The sequence below is a fragment of the Salinicola sp. JS01 genome (assembly GCF_030284585.1).
Taxonomy (GTDB): domain Bacteria; phylum Pseudomonadota; class Gammaproteobacteria; order Pseudomonadales; family Halomonadaceae; genus Salinicola.
This window is the reverse complement of sequence record NZ_CP127244.1, coordinates 2,441,732-2,467,626: the sequence shown is the minus strand read 5'-3', so window position 1 is coordinate 2,467,626 and position 25,895 is coordinate 2,441,732. Positions and strand designations below refer to the sequence as shown.

21 protein-coding genes and 6 tRNA genes are annotated in these 25,895 nt (G+C 65.5%); 16 read left to right on the top strand and 11 right to left on the bottom strand.

The window, feature by feature from the left end; translation table 11 throughout:
- The first annotated feature begins 75 nt into the window (after window positions 1-75).
- From trmA to QO259_RS11360, 4 genes are all read left to right on the top strand, one after another.
- Window positions 76-1,200, top strand: coding sequence for a tRNA (uridine(54)-C5)-methyltransferase TrmA (gene trmA, locus QO259_RS11375; protein ID WP_285950062.1), 1,125 nt, complete (start codon window positions 76-78; stop codon window positions 1,198-1,200).
- Window positions 1,201-1,365: 165 nt separating this feature from the next.
- Window positions 1,366-6,198, top strand: coding sequence for an NAD-glutamate dehydrogenase (locus QO259_RS11370; protein WP_285950061.1), 4,833 nt, complete (start codon window positions 1,366-1,368; stop codon window positions 6,196-6,198).
- 295 nt (window positions 6,199-6,493) lie between these two features.
- The gene (locus QO259_RS11365; RefSeq protein WP_285950060.1) at window positions 6,494-7,582 is read left to right on the top strand and encodes a hypothetical protein; all 1,089 of its coding nucleotides are present in this window, start codon (window positions 6,494-6,496) and stop codon (window positions 7,580-7,582) included.
- 190 nt (window positions 7,583-7,772) lie between these two features.
- Entirely contained in the window at window positions 7,773-8,804 is a 1,032-nt protein-coding gene (locus QO259_RS11360; RefSeq protein WP_285950059.1) for a quinone-dependent dihydroorotate dehydrogenase, read from the top strand.
- Window positions 8,805-8,952: 148 nt separating this feature from the next.
- On the opposite strand, the gene rmf is transcribed toward QO259_RS11360, so the two are convergent.
- Complete coding sequence (gene rmf, locus QO259_RS11355) at window positions 8,953-9,162, bottom strand: ribosome modulation factor (protein ID WP_035471369.1); 210 nt, start codon at window positions 9,160-9,162, stop codon at window positions 8,953-8,955.
- A 250-nt stretch (window positions 9,163-9,412) separates the two neighbouring features.
- Between rmf and rlmKL the strand changes: the two genes are divergently transcribed.
- Window positions 9,413-11,629 (top strand): bifunctional 23S rRNA (guanine(2069)-N(7))-methyltransferase RlmK/23S rRNA (guanine(2445)-N(2))-methyltransferase RlmL, encoded by a 2,217-nt coding sequence (gene rlmKL, locus QO259_RS11350; protein WP_285950058.1) that lies wholly within the window; start codon window positions 9,413-9,415, stop codon window positions 11,627-11,629.
- 211 nt (window positions 11,630-11,840) lie between these two features.
- Here rlmKL and QO259_RS11345 read toward each other — a convergent pair whose 3' ends face one another.
- Window positions 11,841-12,116 (bottom strand): hypothetical protein, encoded by a 276-nt coding sequence (locus tag QO259_RS11345; protein ID WP_035471375.1) that lies wholly within the window; start codon window positions 12,114-12,116, stop codon window positions 11,841-11,843.
- A gap of 182 nt (window positions 12,117-12,298) precedes the next feature.
- Here QO259_RS11345 and pdxB point away from each other — a divergent pair, with 182 nt between their 5' ends.
- Complete coding sequence (pdxB, locus tag QO259_RS11340) at window positions 12,299-13,450, top strand: 4-phosphoerythronate dehydrogenase PdxB (protein ID WP_285950057.1); 1,152 nt, start codon at window positions 12,299-12,301, stop codon at window positions 13,448-13,450.
- Between the two features lie 11 nt (window positions 13,451-13,461).
- Here pdxB and QO259_RS11335 read toward each other — a convergent pair whose 3' ends face one another.
- From QO259_RS11335 to ylqF, 8 genes are all read right to left on the bottom strand, one after another.
- On the bottom strand, window positions 13,462-14,208 hold the full coding sequence (locus tag QO259_RS11335; RefSeq protein ID WP_285950056.1) for a siderophore-interacting protein: 747 nt from the start codon (window positions 14,206-14,208) through the stop codon (window positions 13,462-13,464).
- Between the two features lie 12 nt (window positions 14,209-14,220).
- The gene (locus QO259_RS11330) at window positions 14,221-14,664 is read right to left on the bottom strand and encodes a MarR family winged helix-turn-helix transcriptional regulator (protein WP_035471385.1); all 444 of its coding nucleotides are present in this window, start codon (window positions 14,662-14,664) and stop codon (window positions 14,221-14,223) included.
- Between the two features lie 123 nt (window positions 14,665-14,787).
- Window positions 14,788-15,510, bottom strand: a complete 723-nt coding sequence (locus QO259_RS11325; protein WP_285950055.1) for an anti-sigma factor — start codon at window positions 15,508-15,510, stop codon at window positions 14,788-14,790.
- Window positions 15,507-16,079 carry a sigma-70 family RNA polymerase sigma factor gene (locus tag QO259_RS11320; RefSeq protein ID WP_233076480.1) on the bottom strand — a complete coding sequence of 191 codons (573 nt, stop codon included), beginning with the start codon at window positions 16,077-16,079 and terminating at the stop codon, window positions 15,507-15,509. The genes QO259_RS11325 and QO259_RS11320 overlap by 4 nt, the downstream gene beginning before the upstream one ends.
- A gap of 221 nt (window positions 16,080-16,300) precedes the next feature.
- Window positions 16,301-16,822 carry a DUF3455 domain-containing protein gene (locus tag QO259_RS11315; RefSeq protein ID WP_207030920.1) on the bottom strand — a complete coding sequence of 174 codons (522 nt, stop codon included), beginning with the start codon at window positions 16,820-16,822 and terminating at the stop codon, window positions 16,301-16,303.
- A 192-nt stretch (window positions 16,823-17,014) separates the two neighbouring features.
- Entirely contained in the window at window positions 17,015-17,917 is a 903-nt protein-coding gene (gene htpX, locus QO259_RS11310; protein WP_285950054.1) for a protease HtpX, read from the bottom strand.
- A gap of 205 nt (window positions 17,918-18,122) precedes the next feature.
- Entirely contained in the window at window positions 18,123-19,349 is a 1,227-nt protein-coding gene (locus QO259_RS11305) for a pyridoxal phosphate-dependent aminotransferase (protein WP_207030918.1), read from the bottom strand.
- A gap of 170 nt (window positions 19,350-19,519) precedes the next feature.
- Complete coding sequence (ylqF, locus tag QO259_RS11300) at window positions 19,520-20,473, bottom strand: ribosome biogenesis GTPase YlqF (protein ID WP_035471398.1); 954 nt, start codon at window positions 20,471-20,473, stop codon at window positions 19,520-19,522.
- 215 nt (window positions 20,474-20,688) lie between these two features.
- Here ylqF and uraH point away from each other — a divergent pair, with 215 nt between their 5' ends.
- A complete protein-coding gene (uraH, locus tag QO259_RS11295) occupies window positions 20,689-21,099 on the top strand; it encodes a hydroxyisourate hydrolase (protein ID WP_207030916.1) in 411 nt (136 codons plus the stop codon).
- 231 nt (window positions 21,100-21,330) lie between these two features.
- Here the strand turns inward: uraH and msrB are convergent, their stop codons facing one another.
- Window positions 21,331-21,729 (bottom strand): peptide-methionine (R)-S-oxide reductase MsrB, encoded by a 399-nt coding sequence (gene msrB / locus QO259_RS11290; RefSeq protein ID WP_207030904.1) that lies wholly within the window; start codon window positions 21,727-21,729, stop codon window positions 21,331-21,333.
- Window positions 21,730-21,892: 163 nt separating this feature from the next.
- Here msrB and QO259_RS11285 point away from each other — a divergent pair.
- The 9 genes from QO259_RS11285 (at window position 21,893) to queF (ending at window position 25,842) form a co-directional block, all read left to right on the top strand.
- Window positions 21,893-21,968, top strand: a tRNA-Glu gene (locus QO259_RS11285).
- A gap of 52 nt (window positions 21,969-22,020) precedes the next feature.
- A tRNA-Gly gene (locus tag QO259_RS11280) sits at window positions 22,021-22,095 on the top strand.
- A gap of 7 nt (window positions 22,096-22,102) precedes the next feature.
- Window positions 22,103-22,178 (top strand) — tRNA-Glu (locus QO259_RS11275).
- Window positions 22,179-22,228: 50 nt separating this feature from the next.
- A tRNA-Gly gene (locus QO259_RS11270) sits at window positions 22,229-22,303 on the top strand.
- A 210-nt stretch (window positions 22,304-22,513) separates the two neighbouring features.
- Window positions 22,514-22,589 (top strand) — tRNA-Glu (locus tag QO259_RS11265).
- 50 nt (window positions 22,590-22,639) lie between these two features.
- Window positions 22,640-22,714: transfer RNA gene (locus QO259_RS11260), tRNA-Gly, on the top strand.
- Window positions 22,715-23,258: 544 nt separating this feature from the next.
- A complete protein-coding gene (locus tag QO259_RS11255; RefSeq protein ID WP_051895727.1) occupies window positions 23,259-24,236 on the top strand; it encodes an ABC transporter ATP-binding protein in 978 nt (325 codons plus the stop codon).
- Window positions 24,233-25,006, top strand: coding sequence for an ABC transporter permease (locus tag QO259_RS11250; protein WP_035471407.1), 774 nt, complete (start codon window positions 24,233-24,235; stop codon window positions 25,004-25,006). Before QO259_RS11255 ends, QO259_RS11250 begins: the two co-directional genes overlap by 4 nt.
- Window positions 25,003-25,842: an NADPH-dependent 7-cyano-7-deazaguanine reductase QueF gene (queF, locus tag QO259_RS11245; protein WP_285950053.1), complete on the top strand. Its 840-nt coding sequence runs from the start codon at window positions 25,003-25,005 to the stop codon at window positions 25,840-25,842. Before QO259_RS11250 ends, queF begins: the two co-directional genes overlap by 4 nt.
- The last annotated feature ends 53 nt before the right edge of the window (window positions 25,843-25,895 follow it).

The following is a 25,895-nucleotide window of genomic DNA, read 5'->3' as shown; positions in this document are numbered from 1 at the left end:
TGCGCCTTGCGCTTCATCCCGCTCGCCGATTTATTCAGCGCTTCCCTAATTCCGCTATCGATTGAGGAGTTTTTCGTGGTCATCACCACCATCGACCCGGCGCGCTATGACGCCCAGCTCGCGGCCAAGCGCGCGCGGATCGAGCAGCAGTTCGCCGCTTTCGACCCGCCGCCGCTGGAGGTCTTCGCCTCGCCGCCGATGCATTACCGCATGCGCGCCGAGTTCCGCCTCTGGCACGAGGGAGACGATCTCTACTACGCCATGTTCGAACCCGACCCGGATGCGCCGCTGCACAAGGGGCGGGTGGCCCAGAAGGTGGTCCGGGTCGATCGTTTCCCGGTCGCCGGCGAGCGCATCAATGCGCTGATGCCCCAGCTGCTGGACGCCATTCGCGACGACACCACGCTGCGGCGCAAGCTGTTCCAGGTCGAGTTCCTGACCACGCTCAGCGGTGAGGCGCTGGTGACGCTGATCTACCACAAGCCGCTGGATGCCGAGTGGGAGCAGCGTGCCCGCGAGCTGCAGGCGACGCTAGGTGTGGCGCTGATCGGGCGCTCGCGCAAGCAGCGTCTGGTGCTCGAGCGTGATCACGTGTGGGAGCGCCTGACGGTCGACGGGCGCGAGTTCCACTATCAGCAGGTGGAGAACAGCTTCACCCAGCCCAACGCCGAAATCTGCCGCGCCATGCTCGGCTGGGCGCGGGACGCCACGCGCCACAGCACGGGCGATCTGGTCGAGCTCTACTGCGGCAACGGCAACTTCACCGTGGCGCTGGCGGAGAACTTCCGCCGCGTGGTCGCCACCGAGATCTCGCGGACCTCGGTCGCCTCGGCCCAGGCCAACCTCGCCGCCAACGGCATCGACAACGTGCATGTGGCGCGGATGTCGGCGGAGGAGTTCGCTCAGGCTCTGGCCGGCGAGAAGCAGGGGCGCCGGGTGGCGGCGATGGCGCTCGATGAGTGCGACTTCTCCACCGTGCTGGTCGACCCGCCGCGGGCCGGACTCGATGCCGCCAGCTGTGCGCCGCTGATGGAGTACCCTCGAATCGTCTATATTTCCTGCAACCCCGACAGTTTGGCGGTCAATCTGGCGCAGCTCACCCAGACGCATCGGATCACGCGGATGGCGCTGTTCGACCAGTTTCCCTGGACCGACCACTGCGAGTGCGGGGTCGTGCTCGAGCGCCGCGAGACGGCCTGAATTTGTCAAGTCGCACCGGCGTCGTATGGCGGGTGTCATGATGCGTAAGCGACATGCGCCATAACGAAGCTTCAAGTGGATAGGGCGCCCCCGGGCGCTGGCGTAAGCTTCGCCCCACGTGAATGCGGCCGCCATATCGACGGCCGGTGCCAGCCGAGGTGATAGATGCAACACGTCGCGATCGAAGGAAAGACGGAGTTTCTTGAGCAGTTGCGGGAGAAGCTGGCGAAGCGACTTCCCGAGGAGAAGGTGAAGCGGATCACCGCCTTCGCCGAGGATCTCTACGCCACGGCGCCCTTCGAGGAGGCGGCCGACCGCCAGTTGGACGATGTCTACGGTGCCACGCTGGCGGCGTGGCACTTCATGCGCACCTTCGACCCCAGCGATGCCAAGGTTCGCATCTTCAATCCCAACTTCGAAGAGCATGGCTGGCAGTCGCCCCACACCGTGGTCGCGGTGCTGCACCCGGACATGCCGTTTCTGGTCGACTCGGTGCGCATGGAGCTCAATCGTCGCGGCCTGACCCTGCATGCGATCCACAATGCGGTGCTGGCGGTGGAGCGCGACGCTCGCCACCACGCGCTGAAGATCACCGGGCCGCGGGCCAAGGAGGCGCCGGCGTCGCGCGAGTCGCTGATTCTGATCGAGATCGATCGCCATACCGATACGGCGACGCTGGATGACCTGGAGCAGAGTCTGCACGAGGTGCTGCGCGACGTGCGCACCGCGGTCACCGACTTCGAGCCGATGTGCGACAAGCTGCGCGAGGTGATCGCCGAACTCGAGGCCCAGCGCCCGGCGGCGGTGAGCGCCGCGGATCAGAAGGAGACGATCGCCTTCCTCAAGTGGCTGCTCGACGAGCACTTCACCTTTCTCGGCTTCGCCGAGAGCCGGCTCTCCGGCAGCGGCGCCAAGGCGCGCGAGACGCGGATCGAGGGCAGCGAGCTGGGGGTGCTCAAGCTCGACCAGCCGCGCTATCAGGAGTCGGTACGCTTCGAGCTCGACGAGGAGCCGGGCCCCATGCCGGCGCTGCTGCGCTTCGCCAAGAGTTCACATCACGCGCGCGTGCACCGGCCGACCTACCCCGACCATATCGCCATCACCCGCCATGACAAGCAGGGCAAGGTGATCGGCGAGTGGCGCTTCTTCGGGCTGTTCACCTCGCTGGTCTACAACGAGTCACCGCGCTCGGTGCCGGTACTGCGGCGTAAGGTGCAGGCGGTGATCGATGCCGCTGGGGTCAATCCCAAGGGCCACAACGGCAAGCTGCTGTTGCAGATTCTCGAGGTGCACCCGCGCGACGATCTGTTCCAGAGCACCATCGAAGAGTTGAGCCAGACCGCTTTCGGCATTCTCAACATTCGTGAGCGCCGCCGCGTGCGCCTGTTCATCCGTGAGGACCGCTGCGGCCAGTTCTACTCCTGCCTGGTATTCGTCCCGCGTGACATCTTCTCCACCGATCTGCGTCTGCGCATTCAGAACCTGCTGTGCGAGGAGCTCGACGCCACCTTCGGCGACTTCAACCCTTATCTCTCGGAGTCGGTGCTGGCCCGTATCCAGTTCACCCTGCGTTTCAACGGCGACGAACCGGTGGCGTTCGATCGCCGCGCGCTGGAGAAGAAGGTCATCTTCCTGGCGCGCAACTGGCGCGAAGATCTGCACGGCGCGCTGATCGAAAGCCTGGGAGAAGAGGAGGGTAACCGCCAGGCACAGGTGTTCCGCGACGCCTTCCCCGGCAGCTACCGCGACGACTTCTCGGCGCGTACCGCAGCCAACGACATCCGCCACCTGAGCGCGCTCGACGATGGCGCGCCGATCGGCGTCAGCCTCTATCACCTGGCCGAGAACAGCGCCGATAGCGTCAATCTCAAGCTCTATCACGCCGACACGCCGATTCCGCTCTCCGATATGCTGCCGGTGCTGGAGAATTTGGGTCTGCGGGTGATCAGCGAGCGCCCTTATCATATCGATACCGAGCACCAGACCTACTGGATTCATGACTTCACCTTCGAGTATCGCGGAGTCGGCGAGGTCGATCTGCGCGCGATGCGCGACAACTTCATCGACGCCTTCACGCGGATCTGGGTGGGAGATGCGGAGAACGATGCCTACAATCGGCTGATCATCGGTGCCGGCCTCGACTGGCGTCAGGTCGCGGTGCTGCGCGCCTACGCGCGCTATCTCAAGCAGCTGCGCATCGGGCTGTCGCAGGATTACATCGCCAACACCCTGGCGGCACATGCCGACATTACCCGTGGCCTGTCGCGGCTGTTCGAACAGCGCTTCGCCCCGAACCTGGATGGCGACCGTGACACCCGCTGCCAGGGGGCAGTCGACGACCTCAATGCGCTGCTCGATCAGGTCGCCAGCCTCAACGACGATCTCTTGCTGCGCCGCTACGTCGACCTGATCCAGGCCACCGTGCGCACCAACTACTTCCAGCCGCGCGAAGACGGCAGCCCCAAGGCGTACATCTCGTTCAAGCTCGAGCCGAGCAAGGTGCCGGGCATGCCCAAGCCGCGGCCGATGTTCGAGGTGTTCGTCTACTCGCCGCGGATGGAAGGGGTGCACCTGCGCGGGGGCAAGGTCGCCCGCGGCGGTCTGCGCTGGTCCGACCGCAACGAGGATTTCCGCACCGAGATCCTGGGCCTGATGAAGGCGCAGCAGGTCAAGAACTCGGTGATCGTGCCGGTCGGCGCCAAGGGGGGCTTCATCTGCAAGCGCATGCCCGAGAATGGTGACCGCGACGCCATCCAGGCCGAGGGTATCGAGTGCTACCGCCTGCTGATCCGCGGCCTGCTCGACATCACCGACAACCTCGATGGCACCGAGGTGGTGCCGCCGCAGGCGGTGGTGCGCCACGACCCCGACGACCCCTACCTGGTGGTCGCCGCCGACAAGGGCACCGCGACTTTCTCCGACTACGCCAACGCCATTTCGCTGGAGTATGACTTCTGGCTGCGCGACGCCTTCGCCTCCGGGGGCGCTCAGGGCTATGACCACAAGGGCATGGCGATCACCGCCCGCGGCGCCTGGGAGTCGGTCAAGCGCCACTTCCGCGAGATGGGCCTCAACACCCAGAAGGACGAGTTCAGCGTGCTCGGTATCGGCGACATGGCCGGTGACGTGTTCGGCAACGGCATGCTGCTCTCCGACAAGATCCGTCTGGTCGCGGCCTTCAATCACCGCCATATCTTCGTCGACCCGACGCCGGATGCGGCCAAGTCGTTCGCCGAACGCAAGCGGCTGTTCGAGACGCCGCGCTCGAGCTGGTCGGATTATGACGCGGGGCTGATCTCGGAAGGCGGCGGGGTCTTCTCGCGCGATGCCAAGTCGATTGCCATCTCGGCGCCGATGAAAAAGACGTTCGGCATTGAGGCCGACAAGCTGTCACCCAACGACCTGATCAACGCCATGCTCAAGTCGTCGGTGGATCTGATCTGGAACGGCGGTATCGGCACCTATGTCAAGGCGCACGACGAGAGCCACGCCGACGTCGGTGACAAGGCCAACGATGGCCTGCGCATCGATGGCCGCGAACTCAACTGCCGCGTGGTCGGCGAGGGCGGCAACCTGGGTCTGACCCAGCGCGGGCGCATGGAAGCCGCGGCCAAGGGAATTCGAGTCAATACCGACTTCATCGACAACGCCGGCGGCGTCAACTGCTCCGACCACGAGGTCAACATCAAGATCCTGCTCGATGGGATCGTCCAGCGCGGTGACATGACCGAGAAGCAGCGCAACCAGCTGCTGGTGGAGATGACCGACGAGGTCGGCGAGCTGGTGGTGCGCGACAACTACCGCCAGACCCAGGCGCTGTCGCTCGCCGAGCTGCAGTCGCTGGAGGGGATGGGGCCGTATCGGCGCTTCATCAACGAGCTGGAAGCGGCCGGCAGTCTCGATCGCGAGCTCGAGTTCCTGCCCAGTGACGAACAGCTCGGCGAGCGCAGCAACGCCGACGGCGGTCTCACCCTGCCCGAGCTGAGCGTGCTGATCTCTTACGCCAAGAGCACGCTGAAGAGCGATCTGATCGCCGCCGAGCTGCCCAACGACCCGCAGCTGCAGCAGCACGTGGCCAAGGCGTTCCCGGTGACGTTGACCGAGCGCTTCGCCGACGATCTTTCCCAGCACCGCCTGAAGCGTGAGATCGTCGCCACCCAGATCGCCAACGACCTGGTCGATCACATGGGCATTACCTTCGTGCGTCAGCTGCGCGATTCCACCGGCGCATCCAGGGTCGAGATCGCCCAGGCCTATGTGATCGCCCGCGACAGCTTCGGCTTCAACCGTCTGTGGGAGCAGATCGAGGCCCTCGATTACCGTGTCGAGAGCCAGGTCCAGTACCGCATGATGCTCGACCTGATGCGCCTGATGCGGCGCGCCACGCGCTGGTTCCTGCGTCACCGCGGCACGCTCAGCGTCAAGGAGTGCGTGGAGCAGTTCGCGCCCCAGTTGACCCAGCTGCAGGAGGATATCGGCAACCGGCTCAAGGGCGACGAGCGCGAGGCCTGGGAAGGTCGCCGCGACGAGCTGATCGAGGCCGGTGTACCCAAGGCCCAGGCCGCGGTGGTGGCCGCCGCGCCGAGCCTGTATGCCGGGCTGGGTATCATCCAGGCGGCGCGTGTCAGTGGCGAGAAGCTCAAGCGCGTGGCCGAGGTCTACTACGCCATCGGTCATCAGTTGGAGCTGCCGTGGATGACGCGCCAGATCAACGCCCTCGAGGTGCGTGACAGCTGGCAGATGCAGGCGCGGGAAACGTTCCGCGACGACCTCGACCGTCAGCAGTTGGCGCTGACGGTGAAGGTGCTGGGCATGAGCGACGCGCCGCGCGAGGTGGAAGCGCGGGTGACCCGCTGGGAGGAGCAGCACGCGGCCTTGTTCGAGCGCTGGAATGCGCTGCTGGGCGAGATCAATGCCGGCACCCAGGTGAGCTTCGCGCTGATTGCGGTGGCGATCCGCGAACTGGTCGACCTTGCCGAGAGCGAGAGCGACGGCTAAGGTGGCAGCGGGCCGGCGCGCGCCATTGCGCGTCGGCCCCGGCTTGAAAGCATGTTTTGAAAAAACGGTTTGAAAAAGCGGTTTGAAAAAACGGTTTTAAAAAGTGAGCTGAACGGTGCGCTGGTGATGTCCCCGCCAGCCATCACGCATCGCCACGGGCGCTTGCCGGAGAGCCTTTTTAGGCATGGTTTGAAAAGTCGACGAGCGCGGTACTTTTCAGACCTGCCTAAGGTGTTCTGGCAAGCGCCTCTGTTATGCTGCAGCCATCCGCAGGCAGTCAACGCAGAGAGGCCCCATGAAGTATCGCGCGTTTTCCACCCTTATCGTGGCCGTCGGTGTCGCCACCGCCATGCCCGCCATGGCGCAGAGCGAGGCGCTCAAGCAGGCGCAGGCCGCGGCCGCCAAGGTCGACCTGACCAGCTTCTTCAAGTCCAGCTCCGACGCCCGCAGCCAGAGCTTCTTCTTCGGTGGCGTGCAGCAGCACCCGTTCACCGTCGACGAGGCCGGACGCTACCGCTTCACCAGTTCGACCCTGCCGGGCGAGTCCCAGGACTACCGCATCAAGGCCACGCTGATCGACGCCAACGGCAATGTCCTGGCCAAGAGCAGCGGGCTCGGCAACACCGGCGGCCTGGAGATGGAGCAGCGCCTCGAACCGGGCAACTACACGCTGCAGGTTTCCGGGCAGAAATTCGGCAGTACCAAGACCGGCGGTAACAGCTTCAACATCCAGGTCGACGCGCTGGACGCCAGCGGCAAGGTGATCACCGCCGACCAGGGCGGGGTCGACAACGGCGGTGGCATCATGTTCGGTGGCCCCGGCAGCAGCGGCCGTACCACCGCCTTCGTCGACGACAAGGACGATGTGGCGACGCTCAGCGCGCCGGGACGCGAAGCGGCCAGTGCGGTTGCCGGTGGCGCCAGCGAGGCCGCGCCCAAGGGCCCCGACTTCGGTACCGCCAATACCGGCTCGGCGGCCAAGCCGGCGACGGCCGAACAGGCCAGCGCGCCGACCGGGGCCTCCGCCCGCGAGCGCCAGCAGGCACCGCTGCCGAGCAGCTTCGATGAGATCGTCGCCGATATCAAGGTACTGCAGGAGGGTGAAGTCCTCACCTTCGATGTCGCCCAGGCCGGCACGGTTTCCGTTACCAGCTCGACGTTCCCCGGTCATGAAGGCAGCTTCCGCCTTCAGGCCAAGGTGCTCGACGCCAATGGGCGCACGGTGGCCAGCGACGAGGGCTCTCTGGCCGATGGCAACTTCGATATCGAGACCGTGCTCCAGCCCGGCCGCTATCGAGTCTGGGTCAAGGGCCAGCGGTTCGGCTCGGCGATGAACTCGGTCAACAACTACACCCTGCGCGTACAGCAGCTCGACGCGCGCTGAGCGGCAGTCGGGGGGCGGGCCTCTCGCTCGCCCCAGGCCTCGAAACCCGGCCCCGTGCCGGGTTTCGGCGTAATGGGGCGGCGGGCCACGTCTCCCGAACGCCGAGCGTGCGCGGTTCGTCTCGCTACCCCCAGTTGGGATATACTCGCTCGCCGCTGTCGATCCTTTTTGCCACCGACGAGACCTCTCCATGTACCCCGTCGTTCGTTCTCTGCTGTTCCGGCTCGAGCCGGAGACCGCACATCGTGTCACGCTGACCGCGCTGGATGCGGCGCACCGGCTGCGCCTGTCGGGACTGCTCGGCGATGCCGAGAGCTCGGGTGAACCGGTGGAGGTGATGGGGCTTTCCTTCGCCAACCGCATCGGGCTGGCGGCAGGACTGGACAAGAACGCCGAACACCTGGATGCCCTGGGGGCGCTGGGGTTCGGCTTCGTCGAGGTGGGCACCACCACGCCCAAGCCGCAGTCGGGCAACCCGCGCCCGCGGCTGTTCCGGCTGACCGGGACCCAGGCGATCATCAATCGCATGGGCTTCAACAACACCGGGGTCGACCAGCTGGTCGCCAACGTGCGCAAGAGCCGCTATCGCGGCATCATCGGCATCAATATCGGCAAGAACCTGACCACGCCGGTGGAGCGTGCGGTCGACGACTACCTGACCTGTCTGCGCAAGGTCCACGCCGCGGCCCACTACGTCACCGTCAACATCTCTTCGCCCAACACCCCGGGGCTGCGCAATCTGCAGTTCGGTGAGCATCTCGACGGGCTGCTCGGGGCGCTCAAGGAGGAGGCGGTGCGGCTGGACGCGGAGCAGGGGCGCCATGTGCCGCTGGCGGTGAAGATCGCCCCGGACATGACCCGCGAGGAAATCGCGCTGGTCGCGCGCACGCTCACCGACAACGAGATCGACGCGGTGATCGCCACTAATACCACGGTGTCGCGCGAGAACGTGACCGGCATGCCGCATGCCCACGAAGCGGGCGGGCTCTCCGGGGCGCCGCTGTTCGCCAGCTCGACTGCGGTCGTGCGCGAACTGCGTCGGCTGCTGCCGACCTTGCCGATCATCGGTGCCGGCGGCATCGACAGCGGCGTTCGGGCGAGCGAGAAGTGTCAGGCAGGGGCAGATCTGGTGCAGCTCTACACCGGCTTCATCTATCGCGGGCCGGAGCTGATCGGGGAGTGTATTCGCGCGACCGGAAACAGCAGCGTGGCCTCGGCCTGAGCGCACGGGTCGGGCGCCTTGACCGGGGGGACGTGTCGATGCGCCCCTGGCGGTGGTAGCAAATGGCAACAAGTGGCAACAAAAAGGCCCGCGCGGTGCGGGCCTTGAGTGTGATGAGGCAATGCTCGTCAGCGGCGTGGGCCGTGACTCAAGTCATCACCATGGGGTTTTTGTGGATACCGGACACGCCGGTCATGCCATCCCACTGGTCCCCGCGACCTTCACGCCAACCGCTCATCCAGTTCTCGCGCAGGTTGATATCCTGGCTCGGGCATTCGTCGCGTGAGCGACCGGCGACCCCCGCCTTGTAGCCGTGTAGATATGCCCGCTGGTTGCGATCACGTTTCTGTCGTTTCATCGTATGGCCTCTTGTCGGAACAAGTGCATCACCTTTGGGAAAACACAGAGACTCCACGGCGTCTGGTTCGCCGAAAGAAGACTCCGTCCGAGAAAACGTCCGGACAGGCATACGCATGCGTTGTTTCGTAGCTACCCCTCTAGCTTTAGCGGAAATGAGAAACGATGTCGATGAGCGTTTTGTCATAAGACCAGATTGAAAATGCACTCACAGGAATATGACCGGGCCGAGACGGTTCGGTGACGCCACCATGAAAGACGATAACTCGCTGTTGAGCCTTTACATCACCTGCCCCTGGGGCGTCGAACCGCTGCTCGCCGAAGAGGTCGCCGAGCTGGGCTCGGAGATACAAAAAACTACCGTCGCCGGGCTGCATGCGCGCGCCGATCTCGCCACTGCCTACCGCCTGTGCCTGTGGTCGCGTCTGGCCAACCGAGTGATCCTGACCCTGGGTCGCGAGAGCGGCTGCGACACGCCGGAGGCGATCGTCGCCGCGGTGAGCCAACTGCCCTGGGCCGAGAAGCTGCGCGACGGCCAGACCCTGGCGGTGGATTTCCACGGTCAGTCGGCGGCGATCCGGCATACCCGCTTCGGTGCCCAGGTGGTCAAGGATGGTGTCGTCGAGGCGCTGGCGGCGGCTGGGCGTGCGCGCCCGCAGGTCGACCTCGGCCAGCCCGATGTGCGCGTCTACGCCAATCTGCACAAGGGGCAGCTGCTGGTGGGTATCGATCTGGTCGGCGCCAGCCTGCATCAGCGCGGCTACCGACGGGATATCGGCCATGCCCCGCTCAAGGAGAACCTGGCCGCGGCGCTGCTGGTGCGCGCCGGCTGGCCGGCCCGGGCCAAGCGCGGTGAGCCGCTGGTGGACCCGATGTGCGGCGCCGGCACGCTGCTGATCGAGGCGGCGATGATGGCCGCCGATATCGCCCCCCAGCTCAGCCGCGAGCGCTTCGGCTTCCAGCGTCTGGCCGACTTCGATCCGGCGCTGTGGCAGACCCTGGCGCGCGAGGCAAAGGTGCGTGCCGATCTCGGCCGGCGGCGTGCGCGTTCACGGCTGTGGGGCTTCGACCAGAGCCCGCAGGCGATTGCCGCGGCGCGCAGCAATGCCATGCGCGCGGGGATTCCCGCGCTGATCGAGCTGGCCGGCGCTGCGGTGAAGGGGCTGACACCGCCCGCCGAGGCCTCCACGCCGGGGCTGGTGATCACCAATCCGCCCTACGGCGAGCGTCTTGGCGAGCTGCCGGAGCTGGTGGCGCTCTACGGCGATCTGGGGCAGCGGCTGAAGCAGCACTTCGGCGGCTGGCAGCTGGCGCTGTTCACCGGCAATCCGGACCTCGGCCATCGTCTGGGCCTGCGCGCGCACAAGCAGTACGCGTTCAAGAACGGACCGCTCGACTGCAAGCTGCTGCTGGCCGATGTCGCGGTCCGTGATGCCGATAGCGGCGATAGCGATGCCCGCCATAGCGACAAGCCCGGCAGCGTGCCGAGCGCGCAGACGCCGTCGCCCAGCGATGCGGCGCCGCTGAGCGAGGGCGCGCGGATGTTCGCCAACCGCCTGCAGAAGAACCGCAAGCGGCTGTCCAAGTGGCTCAAGCAGTCGGGGGAGCGCTGCTACCGGCTCTACGATGCCGACATGCCGGAGTACGCGCTGGCGATCGACGTCTATGGGCACCGCGTGCACGTGCAGGAGTACGCCGCCCCGCGTTCGGTCGATGCCGACAAGGCCAAGCGAAGGCTACTCGATGCGCTGAGCGCGATTCCGGTGGCGCTCGACGTGCGCCCGGAGCAGATCCACTACAAGCAGCGCGAGCGCCAGAGCGGCAAGGCGCAGTATCGCAAGCAGGACGACAGCGGCGAGCGTTTCGTGGTCGAGGAGGGGCCGGCCAAGCTGTGGGTCAATCTCACCGACTATCTCGACACCGGGCTGTTCCTCGATCATCGCCCGGTGCGCCGGCTGCTGCGTGAGCGGGCCGCGGGCAAGCGTTTTCTCAATCTGTTCTGCTACACCGGCACGGCGACGGTACACGCCGCCCTGGGCGGAGCCAGCGACAGCTTGAGCGTGGATCTCTCGAATACCTATCTCGACTGGGCACGGGACAATCTGGCCCTTAACCAGCTCGATCCCGGTCGCCACCGGGTGGTGCGCGACGACTGTTTCCGCTGGCTCGAGACCGCCGGCGGCAGCTTCGACCTGATCTTCCTCGATCCGCCGACCTTCTCCAATTCGAAGAAGATGTCCGGCACGCTGGATATCCAGCGCGATCACGTGCGTCTGGTCGAGCTGGCCATGGCGCGGCTGGCACCGGGCGGGGAGCTGGTCTTCTCCAACAACCAGCAGCGCTTCAAGCTCGATCCGGCGCTGTCGACGCGCTTTGCGGTGACCGAGATCACCGCGCAGACCTTCGATCCGGACTTCAGCCGGCGCGCCAATCTGCACCACTGCTTCAGCATCCGTCATCGCGAATGACGATGACGCACCCCCTGGCGCCCCGGTCGGGCGCCAGACGGCTGATGCAGGCGCAGCGGGCGAGCCAGCGGGGCGAACCGGAGTGGGGCCAACCGGAGTAGGGCGTAGTGGGGCGAGGCGAATCAGAGCAGGACATAGTGGGGCGGAGCGAACCCGGGCATCGGTCGCGCCGGCGCTTCGTGCGCCTCGGAGAGTCGTCTGGGCCTGAAGCTCAGTCGAGCAACGACAGCTGAGCCATGGCGCGGCGCCCCTCGGGGCTGTCGTCGTCGGCTTCCAGCACCTTGCGCAGGCCACGCGCCAGCTGGATGTGCGCGAGATCGTCGAGCCACAGCATGGCCTGCTCGCGGCTCTCGGCCACGGCGTGCTTGAGGCCGCCATACTGGGTGCCGATCTGGCCCCAGGCGCGGCTGAAGATCCAGTCACCGAACATGTCCTGATGCAGGTGCACCAGGACATAGTCGTGTTCACTCTCCCAACGAACGATCACGCGAACTCCTTTCGTGGTTGTGCGCCCCGGCTTGTCCCCGCCGGGTGGCCCGCCTAAGATGGCTGCGCCGGGTGTTGCGGCCGCGCCGCCGCGGCTCGTATCGGGCTCATTGTAAAGCAAGCGCGGCAGAAATCGACGCGTACGGCGCAAGCCCGTCAGGCCGACAGGGAGAAGCGGTAGACATGCGAATTCTGGTGGATGAAAACGTACCCCTGGCCGAGGCCTTCTTCGGCGAGCTGGGTGAGGTGACGCGCCAGCCCGGGCGTGAGATGACCGCGGCCAGCGTGCGCGATCACGACGCCCTGGTGGTGCGCTCGATCACGCCGGTCAATGCGGCGCTGGTGGCGGGATCACGCCTCAAGTTCGTGGGTACCTGCACCATCGGTACCGACCATGTCGAGCTGGCGGCGCTGCGCGAGCAGGGGATCGGCTTTGCCAACGCCCCCGGCTGCAACGCCGAGGCGGTGGTCGACTACGTGCTCTCCAGCCTGTTGCTACTGTGCGAGCGCGACGGCGAGGACCTGTTCGCCAAGACCGTGGGCATCGTCGGCGCCGGCAACGTCGGGGGGCGCCTTGCTGCGCGCTTGGCGGCGCTGGGTATATCCCACCTGATCTGCGATCCGCCGCGTGCCGAGGCCGAGGGCGACGCGGGTTTCGTGGCTCTCGACACGCTGATCGCGCGTGCCGATGTCATCTGTCTGCACACGCCGCTGGTGGCCGCCGGAGCGCATGCCACCCGGCATCTGCTCGACCGGCAGCGGATCGCGGCGCTGACCCCGGGGACCGTGCTGCTCAACGCCGGGCGTGGCGACTGCCTCGACGGCGGCGCCCTGAACGAACGGCTGGCCCGCGACGCCGATCTACGCTGCGTGCTCGACGTGTGGGAGCACGAGCCGGGAATCGACGAGGCGCTCTATACCCGGGTCGATCTCGCCACGCCGCATATCGCTGGCCATAGCGTCGATGGCAAATTACGCGGCACCGAGATGATCTATCAGGCGCTGTCGCGCCAGCTTGGGCTGCCCGCGCGGCAGAGCCTGGCTCGGCTGACGCCGACGCCGTGGCTGCCACGGCTGGTGCTCGACGCCGCCACCCCGCGTGACGATGCGCTGCGGCTGTGCGCCCGGGCCTGCTACGACCCGCGCCGTGACGCCATGGGGCTGGAGCGTTATCGCCGACGCCTGGGCATGGCCCAGGGCTTCGATGCTTACCGCCGCGACTATCCGGTTCGCCGCGAATTCCAGACCCTCGAGGTGGCGCTCACCGCCGCGGCCCCCGAACTCGCAGCGGCCCTGCGCGGCTTCGGCTTTCGTGTCACCACGCCTGCCGAGTGACGGCGGCGGGGTCAGGCGCCTTCGCGCTCGGCATCCTCGCGCTTGCTGAGGCGGTGGCCGTCTTCGCTGGCGCCATACTTCCAGTAGCTCGAAAGATACATCTCACGCTTGTCGACGCCGCGCTCGTCGATCAAATGGCGACGTAGGCGGCGCATCGCCGAGAACTCGCAGGCGACCCAGATGCCCGCCTTGCCTGGCCGCCAGGGCAGCTCGCGCACTGCCTCCAGCAGCCGTTCACTATCGCTGCCCGGGTGTGCTTGAACGAGCCATCTGATGCGCATGCCGGGCGGTGCCGTCAGCGGCTGGATATCGGCTTCGCTGATCACCTCGAGAATCACCTCTCCGACCGCCTGCGGCGGCAGCCGTTCGAGATTGGCGGCGATCGCCGGCAGGGCGGTCATGTCGCCTACCAGTAGATACCAGTCGGCGTCCTCTGCCACCCGCTTGACCGGGCCGGGACCGGCGACGTCGATGACATCTCCCGGGCGGGCGTTGCGCGCCCAGGTGGCAGCCGGCCCGCCGTCGGCGTGGAGCACGAAGTCGACGTCGATGGCGTCCTCACGCTGCCGGCTCACGCTGTAGGTGCGCAACCGCGGTGGCGTATCGCCTTCCCCGGGCAGCACCAGTTTGATGTAGGCGCTGGCCTGATCGGCGGGGAAGGTGCGCATCGCCTCGCCGCCGAGGGTGAGGCGCAGCATATGGGGTGTCAGCGGCTGCCGGGCGAGCACGGTGAAGGCACGTGGTGGCGTCTTGGGCATGCGGGACTCCTGTCAGTCAGCAGAGGGGATGGGGCGTTCGAGATTGTCGATCAGACGCTGCGCCAGCGCCTCGAAGGCGGCGAGCTCGGTCTCGCTCAAGCCCTTGGCGAGGCGCTCATGGGCGCGTTGCTCACAGGCATCGACCCGCGCCAGCATGGCCTGTCCGGCGTCGCTGAGCGTCAACTGCTGGCGTCGGCCGTCATCCGGTGCCGGACGTCGGTGCACCAGCCCGCGGCTGTCGAGATCTCCCAGCAGGCGTGCGAGCTGGGCCTTGTCCCACTTCAGCCTCTGGGCGATCGCGCTGGCGCTGCATGGCGATAGGCCGCGGATCGTCTTGAGCGTGCGAATCTGAGCGACACCGAGTTCGAGCTGCTCATCGGCGTAGGCTTGGCGCAGTGCGCGCTTGTAGGCGTGCAGCAGGCGGTGGAGGGTGTCGCCGGCAAGTGCTTGAGACATCGATCTCTCGATTTATTGGTTGATAAAGTCAACCAATTGAACGTCGATTACACCTGAATGTCAACCATTCTCATCTGCGGGCGGGGAGTTCACGCCCAGACTGCGGACGCAGCCTGGGTTGGTCTATAGCGAGATCGCGCGGCCGATGAACTGAATCGGGCCGGTGGGGCGGCCGAGCGGCGAGCCGCCGGCGTTTTCCAGCGTCAGTTCGAAGAGCTGGTTGGGCTGCAGTGGCGGCAGATCCTCGGGGCTCAGATGTAACGTCTGGCCGGGGCGGACCAGACCCAGCGACACCGGCCCCGACCAGTCGTCGGCCTTGGTCCAGAACTCCAGGGTCTTGCCCTGGGGCAGCTCGAAGGTGCCCAGGGGTACCAGCGCGATATCGTGGGCCGAGGCGGCCTGCACCACCCAACCCGCTTGGGTATGCTGCGGAGTCGTCAGCACGACCAGGTAGCGCGGGGCGGCGCTCTCGGGGACGGCCAGCAGCAGCACGCTCAGTGCCAGTGATGCGGCGGCAGCGGCGAGGCCAACGCCGCGCCACAGGTGGAGACTGTGCCAGGCGCGCTGCCACAGCGAACGACGCTCTGCGGGCACCGGCTGCAGGCTGCGCTCGATACGCGACCACAGCCCGGGCGAGGGTGTGAGCGGCGGCGCCAGTTCGGTATACGGCTGTAGCCGCGATTCCCAGGCGTCGATCGCCTCGCGCAGCGCCGGCTCCCCCGCGGCACGGCGTTCGACCGCGTGGCGCTCGGCCGCGCTCAGGGTGCCGAGCACGTACTCGCCGGCGAGGATGTCGATATCGTCGGCGGCTGCGGCGTGAGCGTTTTCGGGCGAGCGGTCATTCATGACAGACACTCGCGCAGGCTCTGCAGGCTGCGTTTGATCCACGCCTTGACGGTACCCAGTGGGCGGTCCATACGCGTGGCGATCTCCTGATGGCTGAAGCCATCGACATAGGCGTGGAACAGGCAGTTGCGGCGGTCGGCGTCGAGCGCCGCCAGGCAGCGGTCGAGCTCACCGCGGCCGTGCCAGGCGAAGTGATCCAGCGCTTCGGCAGGCGCGGATGTGCGCTCGGCGTCGAGCGCTTCCGCGGTCTGCTCGTCGACGCTGATTTCGCGCTGACGGCCACGAATGTGATTGAGCGCCAGATGGCGGGCCACGCTGAACAGCCAGGTCTTGCCCGAGCCGCGCGTGGCATCGAAGGTGTGGGCACGTGTCCATACCCGTACGAAGGTATCGTGGATGATGTCTTCGGCCAGCGCGCGGTCGCCCACGATACGCTGAACCACGCCGAGCAGGCGTGCTCCCTCATGATCGTAAAGCTGGCGCAGCGCCTGATGATCGCCGCCAGCACAGGCGGCGATCAATGTGGCGTGATCGAGCGTCGTCAGCGTGTCCTCCTTGACGGCATCCACGAGCGTCGCGCCGAGGCGCGGGGCTACAGGCTGTGCACGCGGCACCCTTGCCACGTCCACTCCGGCCATACTACGCAGGGAGCCTTGCGTATGGCCACGAAAAGTATCGGTGCTGGCCAAAGATCCCGCAGAGGAGCGCCCGCACGAGTGACCCGCCATCACCGTGCCGGAGCACGACGATGGCGGTCCAGGTGGCATCGGTGCAGATTGTCGCCTGCGCTTCAGCTGGCTTTCCAGAACAGGTAGTCGGCCTGGTAGTCGACGATCTCTTCGGCACCCAGATTGTCGCCGTTGCAGGTCATGTCCGGGGCGACGCCGCCCTGGGTGGCAAGACGCTGGACATAGGTCACGCCGACCATCTCGCCTTCGCCCATGGCGGGGTTGGCCTGGACCAGTTGCAGCGGAATGTTGCCCTCGCCGCCAGGTGCCGTGGCCAGCTGAGTACCGGTGATCTTGGAGCCGTCATTGGCTTCCCAGGTCGCCGGCGGGCCGTAGTAGCGGCCGAGCGTCTTGCCATCGGCGTCGTTGAGCTTGGCATCGGGGCCCTTGAACACCCAGGCGTAGCCGCCATCCTTGGCTTCGCAGGCGTAGGTGATCTGGCCCACGCCCACGGTTTCCATGGCGACACGATTGCCGTCGGGCACCTTGACCGCGCTGGGCACGTCGGCGGCCAGGGCGGGGGCCGCGAAGCTGGCGAACAGGGCGGCGGTCAGGCTGGCGGTGGCTAGCGTGGAAATCTTCATCGACGTCTCTCCGTGGCATGAGAATGCGAAACCGGATGTCTCGCCCACGGCTTACCCGCGAGGCCCGGTGATGGATGCAAGGATGGGAAAATTTTTTTGCTCGAGCCCCAAAACAGCGACGCCCCGCCGATGAGGCGGGGCGTCGTAGGGTCGAACGCGAGAAGACACGCGAATGCTCGATCGCGACGACACTCAATCGCGATAGGCGGACTCCTTCAGCGCGCGGATGCGGTCGTCCAGCGGCGGGTGGCTGGCGAACAGCTTCTCCATCAGCTTGCGCGTCTGGCCGGTGGTGATGGCGAAGGCGGTCAACGAGTCCGGCATCTGGTCCGGCTGCTGGGTTTCCGCCTTGAGGCGGGAGAGCGCATTGATCATGGCCCCGGCGCCAGCGTACTTGGCGCCGGCGGCATCGGCCCGATACTCGCGGAAGCGCGAGAACCAGGCGACGATGATCGATGCCACCAGGCCGAATACGATCTCGGCGACGATGACGACGGCGAAGTACCCCATGAAGCCGAGGCCGCCGCCGTTGTCGCGGCCGCGCAGGAAACTGTCGACCACCTGCGCCACCACGCGGGCGAAGAACATCACGAAGGTATTGAGCACGCCCTGGATCAGCGCCAGGGTGACCATGTCGCCATTGGCCACGTGGCCGATCTCATGGGCCAGGACTGCACGCACCTCTTCCGGGCGCATGCGTTCGAGCAGCCCCTGGGAGACCGCTACCAGGGCGTCGTTCTTGTTCCAGCCGGTGGCGAAGGCGTTGGACTGCTGGGCCGGGAAGATCGCCACTTCCGGCATCTTGATATTGGCCTGCTGGGAGAGCTCGCGCACGGTGTCCAGCAGCCACTGCTCGGTCGAGTTGCGCGGCTGGTCGATCACCTTGGCCTTGGTGCTCATCTTCGCCATCCATTTGGAGATGAACAGCGACACCAGCGAGCCGGCCATGCCGAAGACGAAGCAGAAGATCAGCAGGCTGTTCATGTTCAGCCCGTTGGCATTCAGATAGGGCTCGACGCCCAGCACGCGCAACGTGATGCTGGCGACGAGAACCACCGCCAGGTTGGTTGCCAGGAACAGGATGATTCGCATCATCGGTTTCTACCCTCAGTCGTGGAAAACCTGCGTTGTCGATGGCCGGATGGCCCTCGGCGATTGCTTAGCCTGTTATGCGTTATCACCGGCTAATCAGATGGTTATGGCCTGTTAGATACGACGTTAGGCGATAGGTTTCAAGAGGGGAAGGCCGCACGTCGCGCGCGGCCTTTGGGGCATGGCGGTGGCTGGCCACCGCCACGGGTCACTGGCGGTAGCGTGAGAGGAAGCGGGCGAAACGGTCGATCGCGTCACTCAGTTGGTCCGCCCAGGGCAGGGTGACGATGCGCACGTGGTCGGGGTGGGGCCAGTTGAAGGCCGTGCCCTGCACCAGCAGGATGCGCTCCTGCAGCAGCAGATCGAGCACCATCTGGGCATCATCGTGGATCGGGTAGATCTCCGGATCTAGCCGCGGGAAGGCGTAGAGCGCCCCCTTGGGCTTGACGCAGGAGACGCCGGGAATGGCGTTGAGCTTGTCGAATACCACGTCACGCTGCGCCAGCAGACGTCCGCCGGGCAGGATCAGATCGTTGATCGACTGATAGCCGCCGAGGCCGGTCTGGATCGCATGCTGGGCCGGCACGTTGGCGCAAAGCCGCATCGACGCCAGCATGTTTAGCCCCTGGATGAAATCCTCGGCGTTCTGCTTGCCCAACCCCCCGGAGAGAATCATCCAGCCGGAGCGGAAACCGGCGCAGCGGTAGCTCTTGGAGAGCCCGTTCATGGTCACCACCAGCTGGTCGTCCTCGGCCAGGGCGCCGGTGGAGACATGTTCGACGCCGTCATACAGGATCTTGTCGTAGATCTCGTCGGAGAACACCACCAGGCCGTGCTCGCGGGCCACGCCGAGGATCTCCTTGACCACCGCCGGCGGATAGACCGCGCCGGTGGGATTGTTAGGGTTGATCAGCACGATCGCGCGGGTGCGGGCGGTGATCTTGTCGCGGATGTCGGCGATATCCGGTGCCCAGTCGTTGGCCTCGTCGCACAGGTAGTGCACCGGGTGGCCGCCGGAGAGATTGGCGGCGGCGGTCCACAGTGGATAGTCCGGCGCCGGGATCAGCACTTCGTCGCCGTCGTTGAGCAGCGCCTGCATTGCCATCACGATCAGCTCGGAGACGCCGTTGCCGATGAAGATGTCCTCGATGCCGACCTGCGGAATGCCCTTGCGCTGGCACTCCTGCATGATCGCCTTGCGCGCCGAGTAGAGCCCCTTGGAGTCGCAGTAACCCTGAGCCGTCGGCAGGTTGCGCATCACGTCCTGCAGGATCTCTTCGGGTGCTTCGAAGCCGAAGGGTGCAGGGTTGCCGATGTTCAGCTTGAGAATGCGATGGCCTTCGTCCTCGAGGCGCTTGGCGTGTTCGAGGACCGGCCCGCGGATGTCGTAACAGACGTTGTCGAGCTTGTGCGATTTCCGAATGGGGCGGGTCATGAGGTTTCCGTATGCTGCACAACCGAAGAGATCAGGCGGCGTCTGGGGCGCCGCGAGCGGGTGGCGGGCTGCATCGCCGACGCCCAGCATAACGCCGCGCGGACGCGGCGCAAGGGGCAGAAGCGCAAGGCTGTCAGGGCGATCTGTCATGCTCGCCGGGGTCGGCTCGTTCAGGTCGTCGGCGCGGCGGCGTCGTCTTCGCTGTCCGGTTCCGGGGCGGGGATGTCCGCCGGCAGTTCCAGGGTGACCCGGCCGAGCTTGCCATCGCGCAGCTCGTGCAGCAGCACCTCGGCGCCGCGGTGCAGGTTGATCACGCCGCCGGCCTTCAACCCGCCGCGCTTGCGCGCGATCTCGTTCATGATCGCATGGCCGTCGAAACCGGCACGCGCCTGCAGGTCGACCAGTTTGGGGCCGTCGGCATCGACGCTCTCTGCCGCCACCGGAGCGACGTAAGCCGGCAGGTCGTCGAGCTTGTAGCGCTCGCGCAGGGCCTCGGGATAGCGCTTGGCCAGCTCGGCGGCGCAGACGATGGCCACATCCACGTACTCGATCGCGGTGTCACGAATGGCGCCGCTGGCGGCGAGCCGGTAGGCGCTGGCCTGATCCTCGATCTTGGGCCACAGCACGCCGGGGGTATCGATCAGCGCCACGCGGCCGTCGATCCGGATCTTCTGCTGGCGCTTGGTCACCGCCGGCTCGTTACCGGTCTTGGCGATCTTGCGCCCGGCGAGGCCGTTGATCAGGGTCGATTTCCCCACGTTGGGGATACCCATCACCATCACCCGCACATCGCGGTCGGCGCGGACCTGACCGGCCAGCTCGTGGCACAGCGCCGGAATCTGCTTCAGCTCGCGGGCCTGGGTGGTGGTCACCGCGATGGCGCGGCTGTCGGGCTGGGCGTCGAAGTGCGCGATCCATGCCTGGGTCGCCTCGGGGTCGGCGAGGTCGGCGCGCGAGAGGATCTTGAGCACCGGCTTGTGCTCGGTCAGATCGGCCAGCATCGGGTTGCCGCTGGAGTAGGGTAGACGCGCATCGAGCACCTCGATGACCACGTCGATCTCCGGCAGCGCCTCGGTGATCTGGCGGCGCGCCTTGTTCATGTGACCGGGATACCAGCCGAGCATACGTCTCTCCTGCCAATGTCATGCCTGTCGGGGGGATGCCCGACGCCAAGCGGGCGGACAGTCTAGCAGGATGCGGCCCTCAGCGGCTGCAGGGTGGGGGTGTCGGCATGAACGGCGGGTGGGGGCAGCCGACGGGTGATGGCAATCTCGTGCATCCAGTCGCCGGCGGGCGGCGTAGAGGCATGGGTCATCAATCGCAGGGAAAGGAGCCCCGCATGAAACCTCTCGTATCCATCGCCGCCGGCCTGCTGCTCACCAGCGTTGCCAGCGTCTCGTTGGCCGCCGGCAATCCGATCAGCGTGCATGTCCTGAATACTCAGAGCGGCAAACCCTCGGCGGGCGTCGAGGTCACGCTCGAGCATCGGGCCGACGGCCAGTGGGAGACCATCGCCACCGGGACCACCTCCGAGGACGGGCGGATCTCGGCGCTCTATCCCGAAGACGAGACGTTCGAAGCCGGTGTCTATCGCGCCGTCTTCGCCACCGGTGACTGGTACCGTGCCCGCGGCACCGAGACCTTCTTTCCCGAAATCACCGTCCCGTTCGAAGTCGTCGACACGCAGCAGCACTACCATATCCCGCTGCTGCTGAGCCCCTACGCTTACTCTACTTATCGCGGCAGCTGAGGCTGGTAGGATAAGCGGCGACAGTCATAATGACAGCGCCCCGACCGAGGTCGGGGCGCTGGCGTATGGGGCGGTCTTTCTGGCACTGCTGTCTTTCTGGCACTGCTGTCTAGGCGTCACCTTGGCGCTAGCGTCTCGGGGCGAGCACTGTGGGACTGCCATGATGCAGCTCGCCGTGGCCATGAAGCGGCCTGCCGTGACCGTGAGCCAGATGGCTGCCCACGGGCGCGGTCATTCGCCGGCATGGAAGGTGATGGCCACCGAGTTGATGCAGTAGCGCTGGCCGGTGGTCTCCGCGGGGCCGTCTGGGAAGACATGGCCCAGGTGGGCATCGCAGCGGCGGCAGGTCACTTCGATGCGGCGCATGCCGTGGCTGGTGTCCGTGTGCTCTTCCACCGAGGCGGCGGCCAGTGGACGGTCGAAGCTGGGCCAGCCACAGTGGGCTTCGAACTTGTGCTCGTTCTCGAACAGCGGGGCGCCACAACAGACGCAGTGATAGATGCCCTGGACCGGCTCGACCTGGTAGTCGCCGCTGAACGGTGGCTCGGTGCCTTTTTCCCGGGTGACGTGATACTGCTCCGGGGTCAGCTGTTCGCGCCACTCGGCGTCGCTCTTCTTGATTCTACTCATGGCGGGTCTCCTCGTGCCTCGTCACCTGTCTGCATTACAGGCCATTTGCGGCGCTCTCGCCAGCGCGTTTTAGGTGGCGACGAACAGCGGTGAAATCAATTGCTTGACAGCTTTAGGCGGCCTCAGTAATATGCGCGCCATCTCGACGGAGACGAGACATTGCGTCCCATTCGTCTAGTGGTCTAGGACACCGCCCTTTCACGGCGGTAACAGGGGTTCGAACCCCCTATGGGACGCCACTCGACTCTTTCGAAGATACTGCCGAAGCCAGTCTGGTTCGTCAGTCAGGATGCGGGAATAGCTCAGTGGTAGAGCATCGCCTTGCCAAGGCGAGGGTCGGGAGTTCGAATCTCCTTTCCCGCTCCAACAATGCGTCCCATTCGTCTAGTGGTCTAGGACACCGCCCTTTCACGGCGGTAACAGGGGTTCGAACCCCCTATGGGACGCCACTTCGATGATCGCTCGATCATCCCGTCGAAGCCAGTCTTCGACACGACAAGCGGGAATAGCTCAGTGGTAGAGCATCGCCTTGCCAAGGCGAGGGTCGGGAGTTCGAATCTCCTTTCCCGCTCCAGTTTTGTGGTATCTGAAGCGTGGTCGAGGGTCGTGAGCTGGAACGCCAGCCCGGTCGATCTCCTTTCCCGCTCCAGTTTCGTAGTACCTGAAGTGTGATCGAGAGTCGTGAGCCGGAACGCCGGTCCGATCGATCTCCTTTCCCGCTCCAGTTTTGTGGTACCCGGTAGGTGGTCGAAGGCTCAGTCTGGCTATCACGTATCGGTCTTGCGTCCCATTCGTCTAGTGGTCCAGGACACCGCCCTTTCACGGCGGTAACAGGGGTTCGAACCCCCTATGGGACGCCACTTCGATGATCGCTAGATCATCCTGTCGAAGCCTGGTTTCGACTCGACAAGCGGGAATAGCTCAGTGGTAGAGCATCGCCTTGCCAAGGCGAGGGTCGGGAGTTCGAATCTCCTTTCCCGCTCCAGTTTCGTGGTACTTGAAGCGTGGCCGAGGGTCGTGAGCTGGAACGCCAGCCCGGTCGATCTCCTTTCCCGCTCCAGTTTCGTGGTACTTGAAGCGTGGCCGAGGGTCGTGAGCTGGAACGCCAGCCCGGTCGACCTCCTTTCCCGCTCCAGTTTCGTGGTACTTGAAGCGTGGCCGAGGGTCGTGAGCTGGAACGCCAGCCCGGTCGATCTCCTTTCCCGCTCCAGTTTCGTGTTGTCCCAAGCGTAATCTATAGCTCTCCTCACTTCGTCCGACGTGCCGAGATGCTGGCGTCTGTCGCCATCTCCTGGGCTCGATGATATCGCGTCGGCTGTGAATTCCAGGTACGCATCGCGCAGCATGCTCCCGTCCTCGCTGCCGCCGGCTGGCTTCCCGACTACGCTGACACGGTAGCGTCGTGACGCTGACGATAGTGGCGACAGTTATGGCCATCGCGTCTATTCGTCTGCTAAAGATTGATTTTCCATCGATCGGCCCCATATGTGGCGGCACTTCTTCTTCTACGTACTCGACAGGAATCCCTGATGGCAGAACCGGCACTGTCCATCCGCGGGCTGACCAAAGTCTACGGTAATGGATTCGAAGCCCTCAAAGGCATCGATCTCGATGTCGAGCAGGGCGATTTTTTCGCGCTGCTCGGCCCCAACGGCGCGGGCAAGTCCACCACCCTGGGCATCGTCTGCTCACTGGTGCAGAAGAGCGCGGGCCAGGTGAAGATCTTCGGTATCGATATCGACCATGACTTCGCCAAGGCGAAATACAACCTCGGCGTGGTGCCGCAGGAGTTCAACTTCAGCCAGTTCGAGAAGGTTGAGGACATCATCCTCACCCAGGCGGGCTACTACGGCATGCCGATGAAGGAGGCCAAGCCGCGCTGTGAGCGTCTGCTCAAGGATCTCGGCCTGTGGGACAAGCGCAACGGTGCCGCGCGCATGCTCTCCGGCGGGATGAAACGCCGGCTGATGATCGCGCGTGCCCTGATTCACCGTCCGCGCCTGCTAATTCTCGACGAGCCCACCGCCGGGGTCGATATCGAGCTGCGCCGCAGCATGTGGGAGTACATGCGCCGGATCAACGAGGAGGAGGGCACCTCGATCATCCTGACCACGCACTATCTCGAGGAAGCCGAGAGCCTGTGCCGCAATATCGCCATCATCAACCGGGGCGAGATCATCAAGAATACCTCGATGCGCGGCCTGCTGACCGAGCTCGACACCGAGACCTTCCTGCTCGATCTTGCCGAGCCGCTGGAGGCCGCCCCCCAGGTGGAAGGCTTCGAGGTCGAGCGGGTCGACTCGCACCAGCTGGCACTTTCCGTGCGCAAGGGCACCGATCTCAACGATGCCTTCCAGCAATTGACCCGTCAGGGCGTGCGCGTGCTGTCCATGCGTAACCGGGCCAATCGTCTGGAAGAGCTGTTCGTTTCGATGACCTCGCCGCCGGATGCCGGCAGCGGCATCGACAGCGCCACTTCGACACCGGCCAAGGAGACGGCATCTTGAATACCCGGCAACTGCTGATTTCGCTCTGGACCATGGTGGTGAAAGAGGTGCGCCGCTTCGTGCGGATCTGGCCCCAGACCCTGGTGCCGCCCTCCATCACCATGACCATGTACTTCATCATCTTCGGCAACCTGATCGGGTCACGTGTGGGCGAGATGCACGGCATCTCCTACATGTCCTACATCGTGCCGGGCCTGATCATGATGTCGGTGATCACCAACAGCTACTCCAACGTGGCGTCATCGTTCTTCTCCAACAAGTTCCAGCGCAGTGTCGAGGAGATGATGGTCTCGCCGATGCCCAACTGGGTCATTCTGGGCGGCTTCGTGATCGGTGGTGCGGCGCGCGGGCTCGGCGTCGGGTTGATCGTGACGCTGGTCTCGCTGTTCTTTACCCATCTCGATCTGCATCATCCGTTCTTGACCCTGATGGTGGTGGTCATGACCGCCTTGCTGTTCTCGATCGGCGGCTTCATCAATGCGCTGCTGGCCAAGAAGTTCGACGATATCTCGATCATCCCGATCTTCGTGCTGACGCCGCTGACCTATCTGGGGGGCGTGTTCTACTCGATCGACCTGCTGCCGGAGTTCTGGCAGAAGGTGACCATGGTCAACCCGATCCTCTACATGGTTAACGCCTTCCGCTACGGCATTCTGGGCATCTCCGACATTCCGGTGAGCGGGGCGCTGATCGCCATCGCCGCGTTCATCGTCGTGTTCTGGTGCCTGGCACTGTGGATGCTCAACCGCGGCAAGGGGATTCGCTCATGAGCACACCGCGCCCGGAGACCCTCGCTGATGCGCCGCTGGGTCGCGAGTCCGCCTATCCCGAGCGCTACGATGCCGCCTTGCTGTTCCCCATCGAGCGTGCCGCCAATCGGGCGCCGCTGGGGATCGAGGCCACGTCACTGCCGTTCGTCGGCGGTGACGAGTGGTGGGCCTTCGAGCTCTCCTGGCTCGACCCGCGCGGCAAGCCGGTGGTCGCGGTGGCGCGCTTCCGCCTGCCGGCGGATTCGCCCTGCCTGATCGAATCCAAGTCGTGGAAGCTCTATCTCAATAGTTTCAATCAGACCACCTTCAGCGGTCGCGATCAGGTGATCGAGACGCTGGTGCGCGATCTGAGCGCGGCGGCGGGTGGTGAGGTCACGGTGGAGCTGTTCGGTGTCGATGACACCGCATTCGCGCCGGCGCCGCTGCCTGGCGAAGGGATCGACGAGCTCGAGGTCGAAATCGACCGCTACACGCCGGCGCCGGAGCTGCTCGCCTGCGACGAGGACGATATCGTCGAAGAGACGCTGCACTCGCACCTGCTCAAGTCCAACTGCCCGGTGACCGGCCAGCCCGACTGGGGCAGCGTGCTGGTTCAGTACCGCGGGCCGCGGATCGAGCGCGCGTCGCTGCTGCGCTATCTCATCTCCTACCGCCAGCACCAGGATTTTCACGAGCACTGCGTCGAACACATCTTCGTCGATCTGATGGCACGTTGCCGCCCCGAGCGGCTGCTGGTGATGGCGCGTTACGTGCGTCGCGGCGGGCTCGATATCAACCCCTGGCGGGCCACGCCGGGCTGGGTGCCGGCATTGCCGCCACGTCTGCTGCGACAGTGACGCTTTTGTCGTAGAGTCGAGCGACCCTTTGCGTGTTACCAACGATGTCTCAG

What these genes read in the sequence shown, in the direction of transcription:
- queF (WP_285950053.1), top strand. Translation starts at nt 25,003, where the DNA reads ATGAGCACACCGCGCCCGGAGACCCTCGCTGATGCGCCGCTGGGTCGC.
- QO259_RS11305 (WP_207030918.1), bottom strand. Translation starts at nt 19,349, where the DNA reads ATGACCCGCCCCATTCGGAAATCGCACAAGCTCGACAACGTCTGTTAC.
- QO259_RS11365 (WP_285950060.1), top strand. Translation starts at nt 6,494, where the DNA reads ATGAAGTATCGCGCGTTTTCCACCCTTATCGTGGCCGTCGGTGTCGCC.
- htpX (WP_285950054.1), bottom strand. Translation starts at nt 17,917, where the DNA reads ATGATGCGAATCATCCTGTTCCTGGCAACCAACCTGGCGGTGGTTCTC.
- pdxB (WP_285950057.1), top strand. Translation starts at nt 12,299, where the DNA reads ATGCGAATTCTGGTGGATGAAAACGTACCCCTGGCCGAGGCCTTCTTC.
- QO259_RS11255 (WP_051895727.1), top strand. Translation starts at nt 23,259, where the DNA reads ATGGCAGAACCGGCACTGTCCATCCGCGGGCTGACCAAAGTCTACGGT.
- QO259_RS11325 (WP_285950055.1), bottom strand. Translation starts at nt 15,510, where the DNA reads ATGAATGACCGCTCGCCCGAAAACGCTCACGCCGCAGCCGCCGACGAT.
- uraH (WP_207030916.1), top strand. Translation starts at nt 20,689, where the DNA reads ATGAAACCTCTCGTATCCATCGCCGCCGGCCTGCTGCTCACCAGCGTT.
- QO259_RS11370 (WP_285950061.1), top strand. Translation starts at nt 1,366, where the DNA reads ATGCAACACGTCGCGATCGAAGGAAAGACGGAGTTTCTTGAGCAGTTG.
- msrB (WP_207030904.1), bottom strand. Translation starts at nt 21,729, where the DNA reads ATGAGTAGAATCAAGAAGAGCGACGCCGAGTGGCGCGAACAGCTGACC.
- QO259_RS11360 (WP_285950059.1), top strand. Translation starts at nt 7,773, where the DNA reads ATGTACCCCGTCGTTCGTTCTCTGCTGTTCCGGCTCGAGCCGGAGACC.
- ylqF (WP_035471398.1), bottom strand. Translation starts at nt 20,473, where the DNA reads ATGCTCGGCTGGTATCCCGGTCACATGAACAAGGCGCGCCGCCAGATC.
- QO259_RS11315 (WP_207030920.1), bottom strand. Translation starts at nt 16,822, where the DNA reads ATGAAGATTTCCACGCTAGCCACCGCCAGCCTGACCGCCGCCCTGTTC.
- rmf (WP_035471369.1), bottom strand. Translation starts at nt 9,162, where the DNA reads ATGAAACGACAGAAACGTGATCGCAACCAGCGGGCATATCTACACGGC.
- QO259_RS11335 (WP_285950056.1), bottom strand. Translation starts at nt 14,208, where the DNA reads ATGCCCAAGACGCCACCACGTGCCTTCACCGTGCTCGCCCGGCAGCCG.
- rlmKL (WP_285950058.1), top strand. Translation starts at nt 9,413, where the DNA reads ATGAAAGACGATAACTCGCTGTTGAGCCTTTACATCACCTGCCCCTGG.
- QO259_RS11330 (WP_035471385.1), bottom strand. Translation starts at nt 14,664, where the DNA reads ATGTCTCAAGCACTTGCCGGCGACACCCTCCACCGCCTGCTGCACGCC.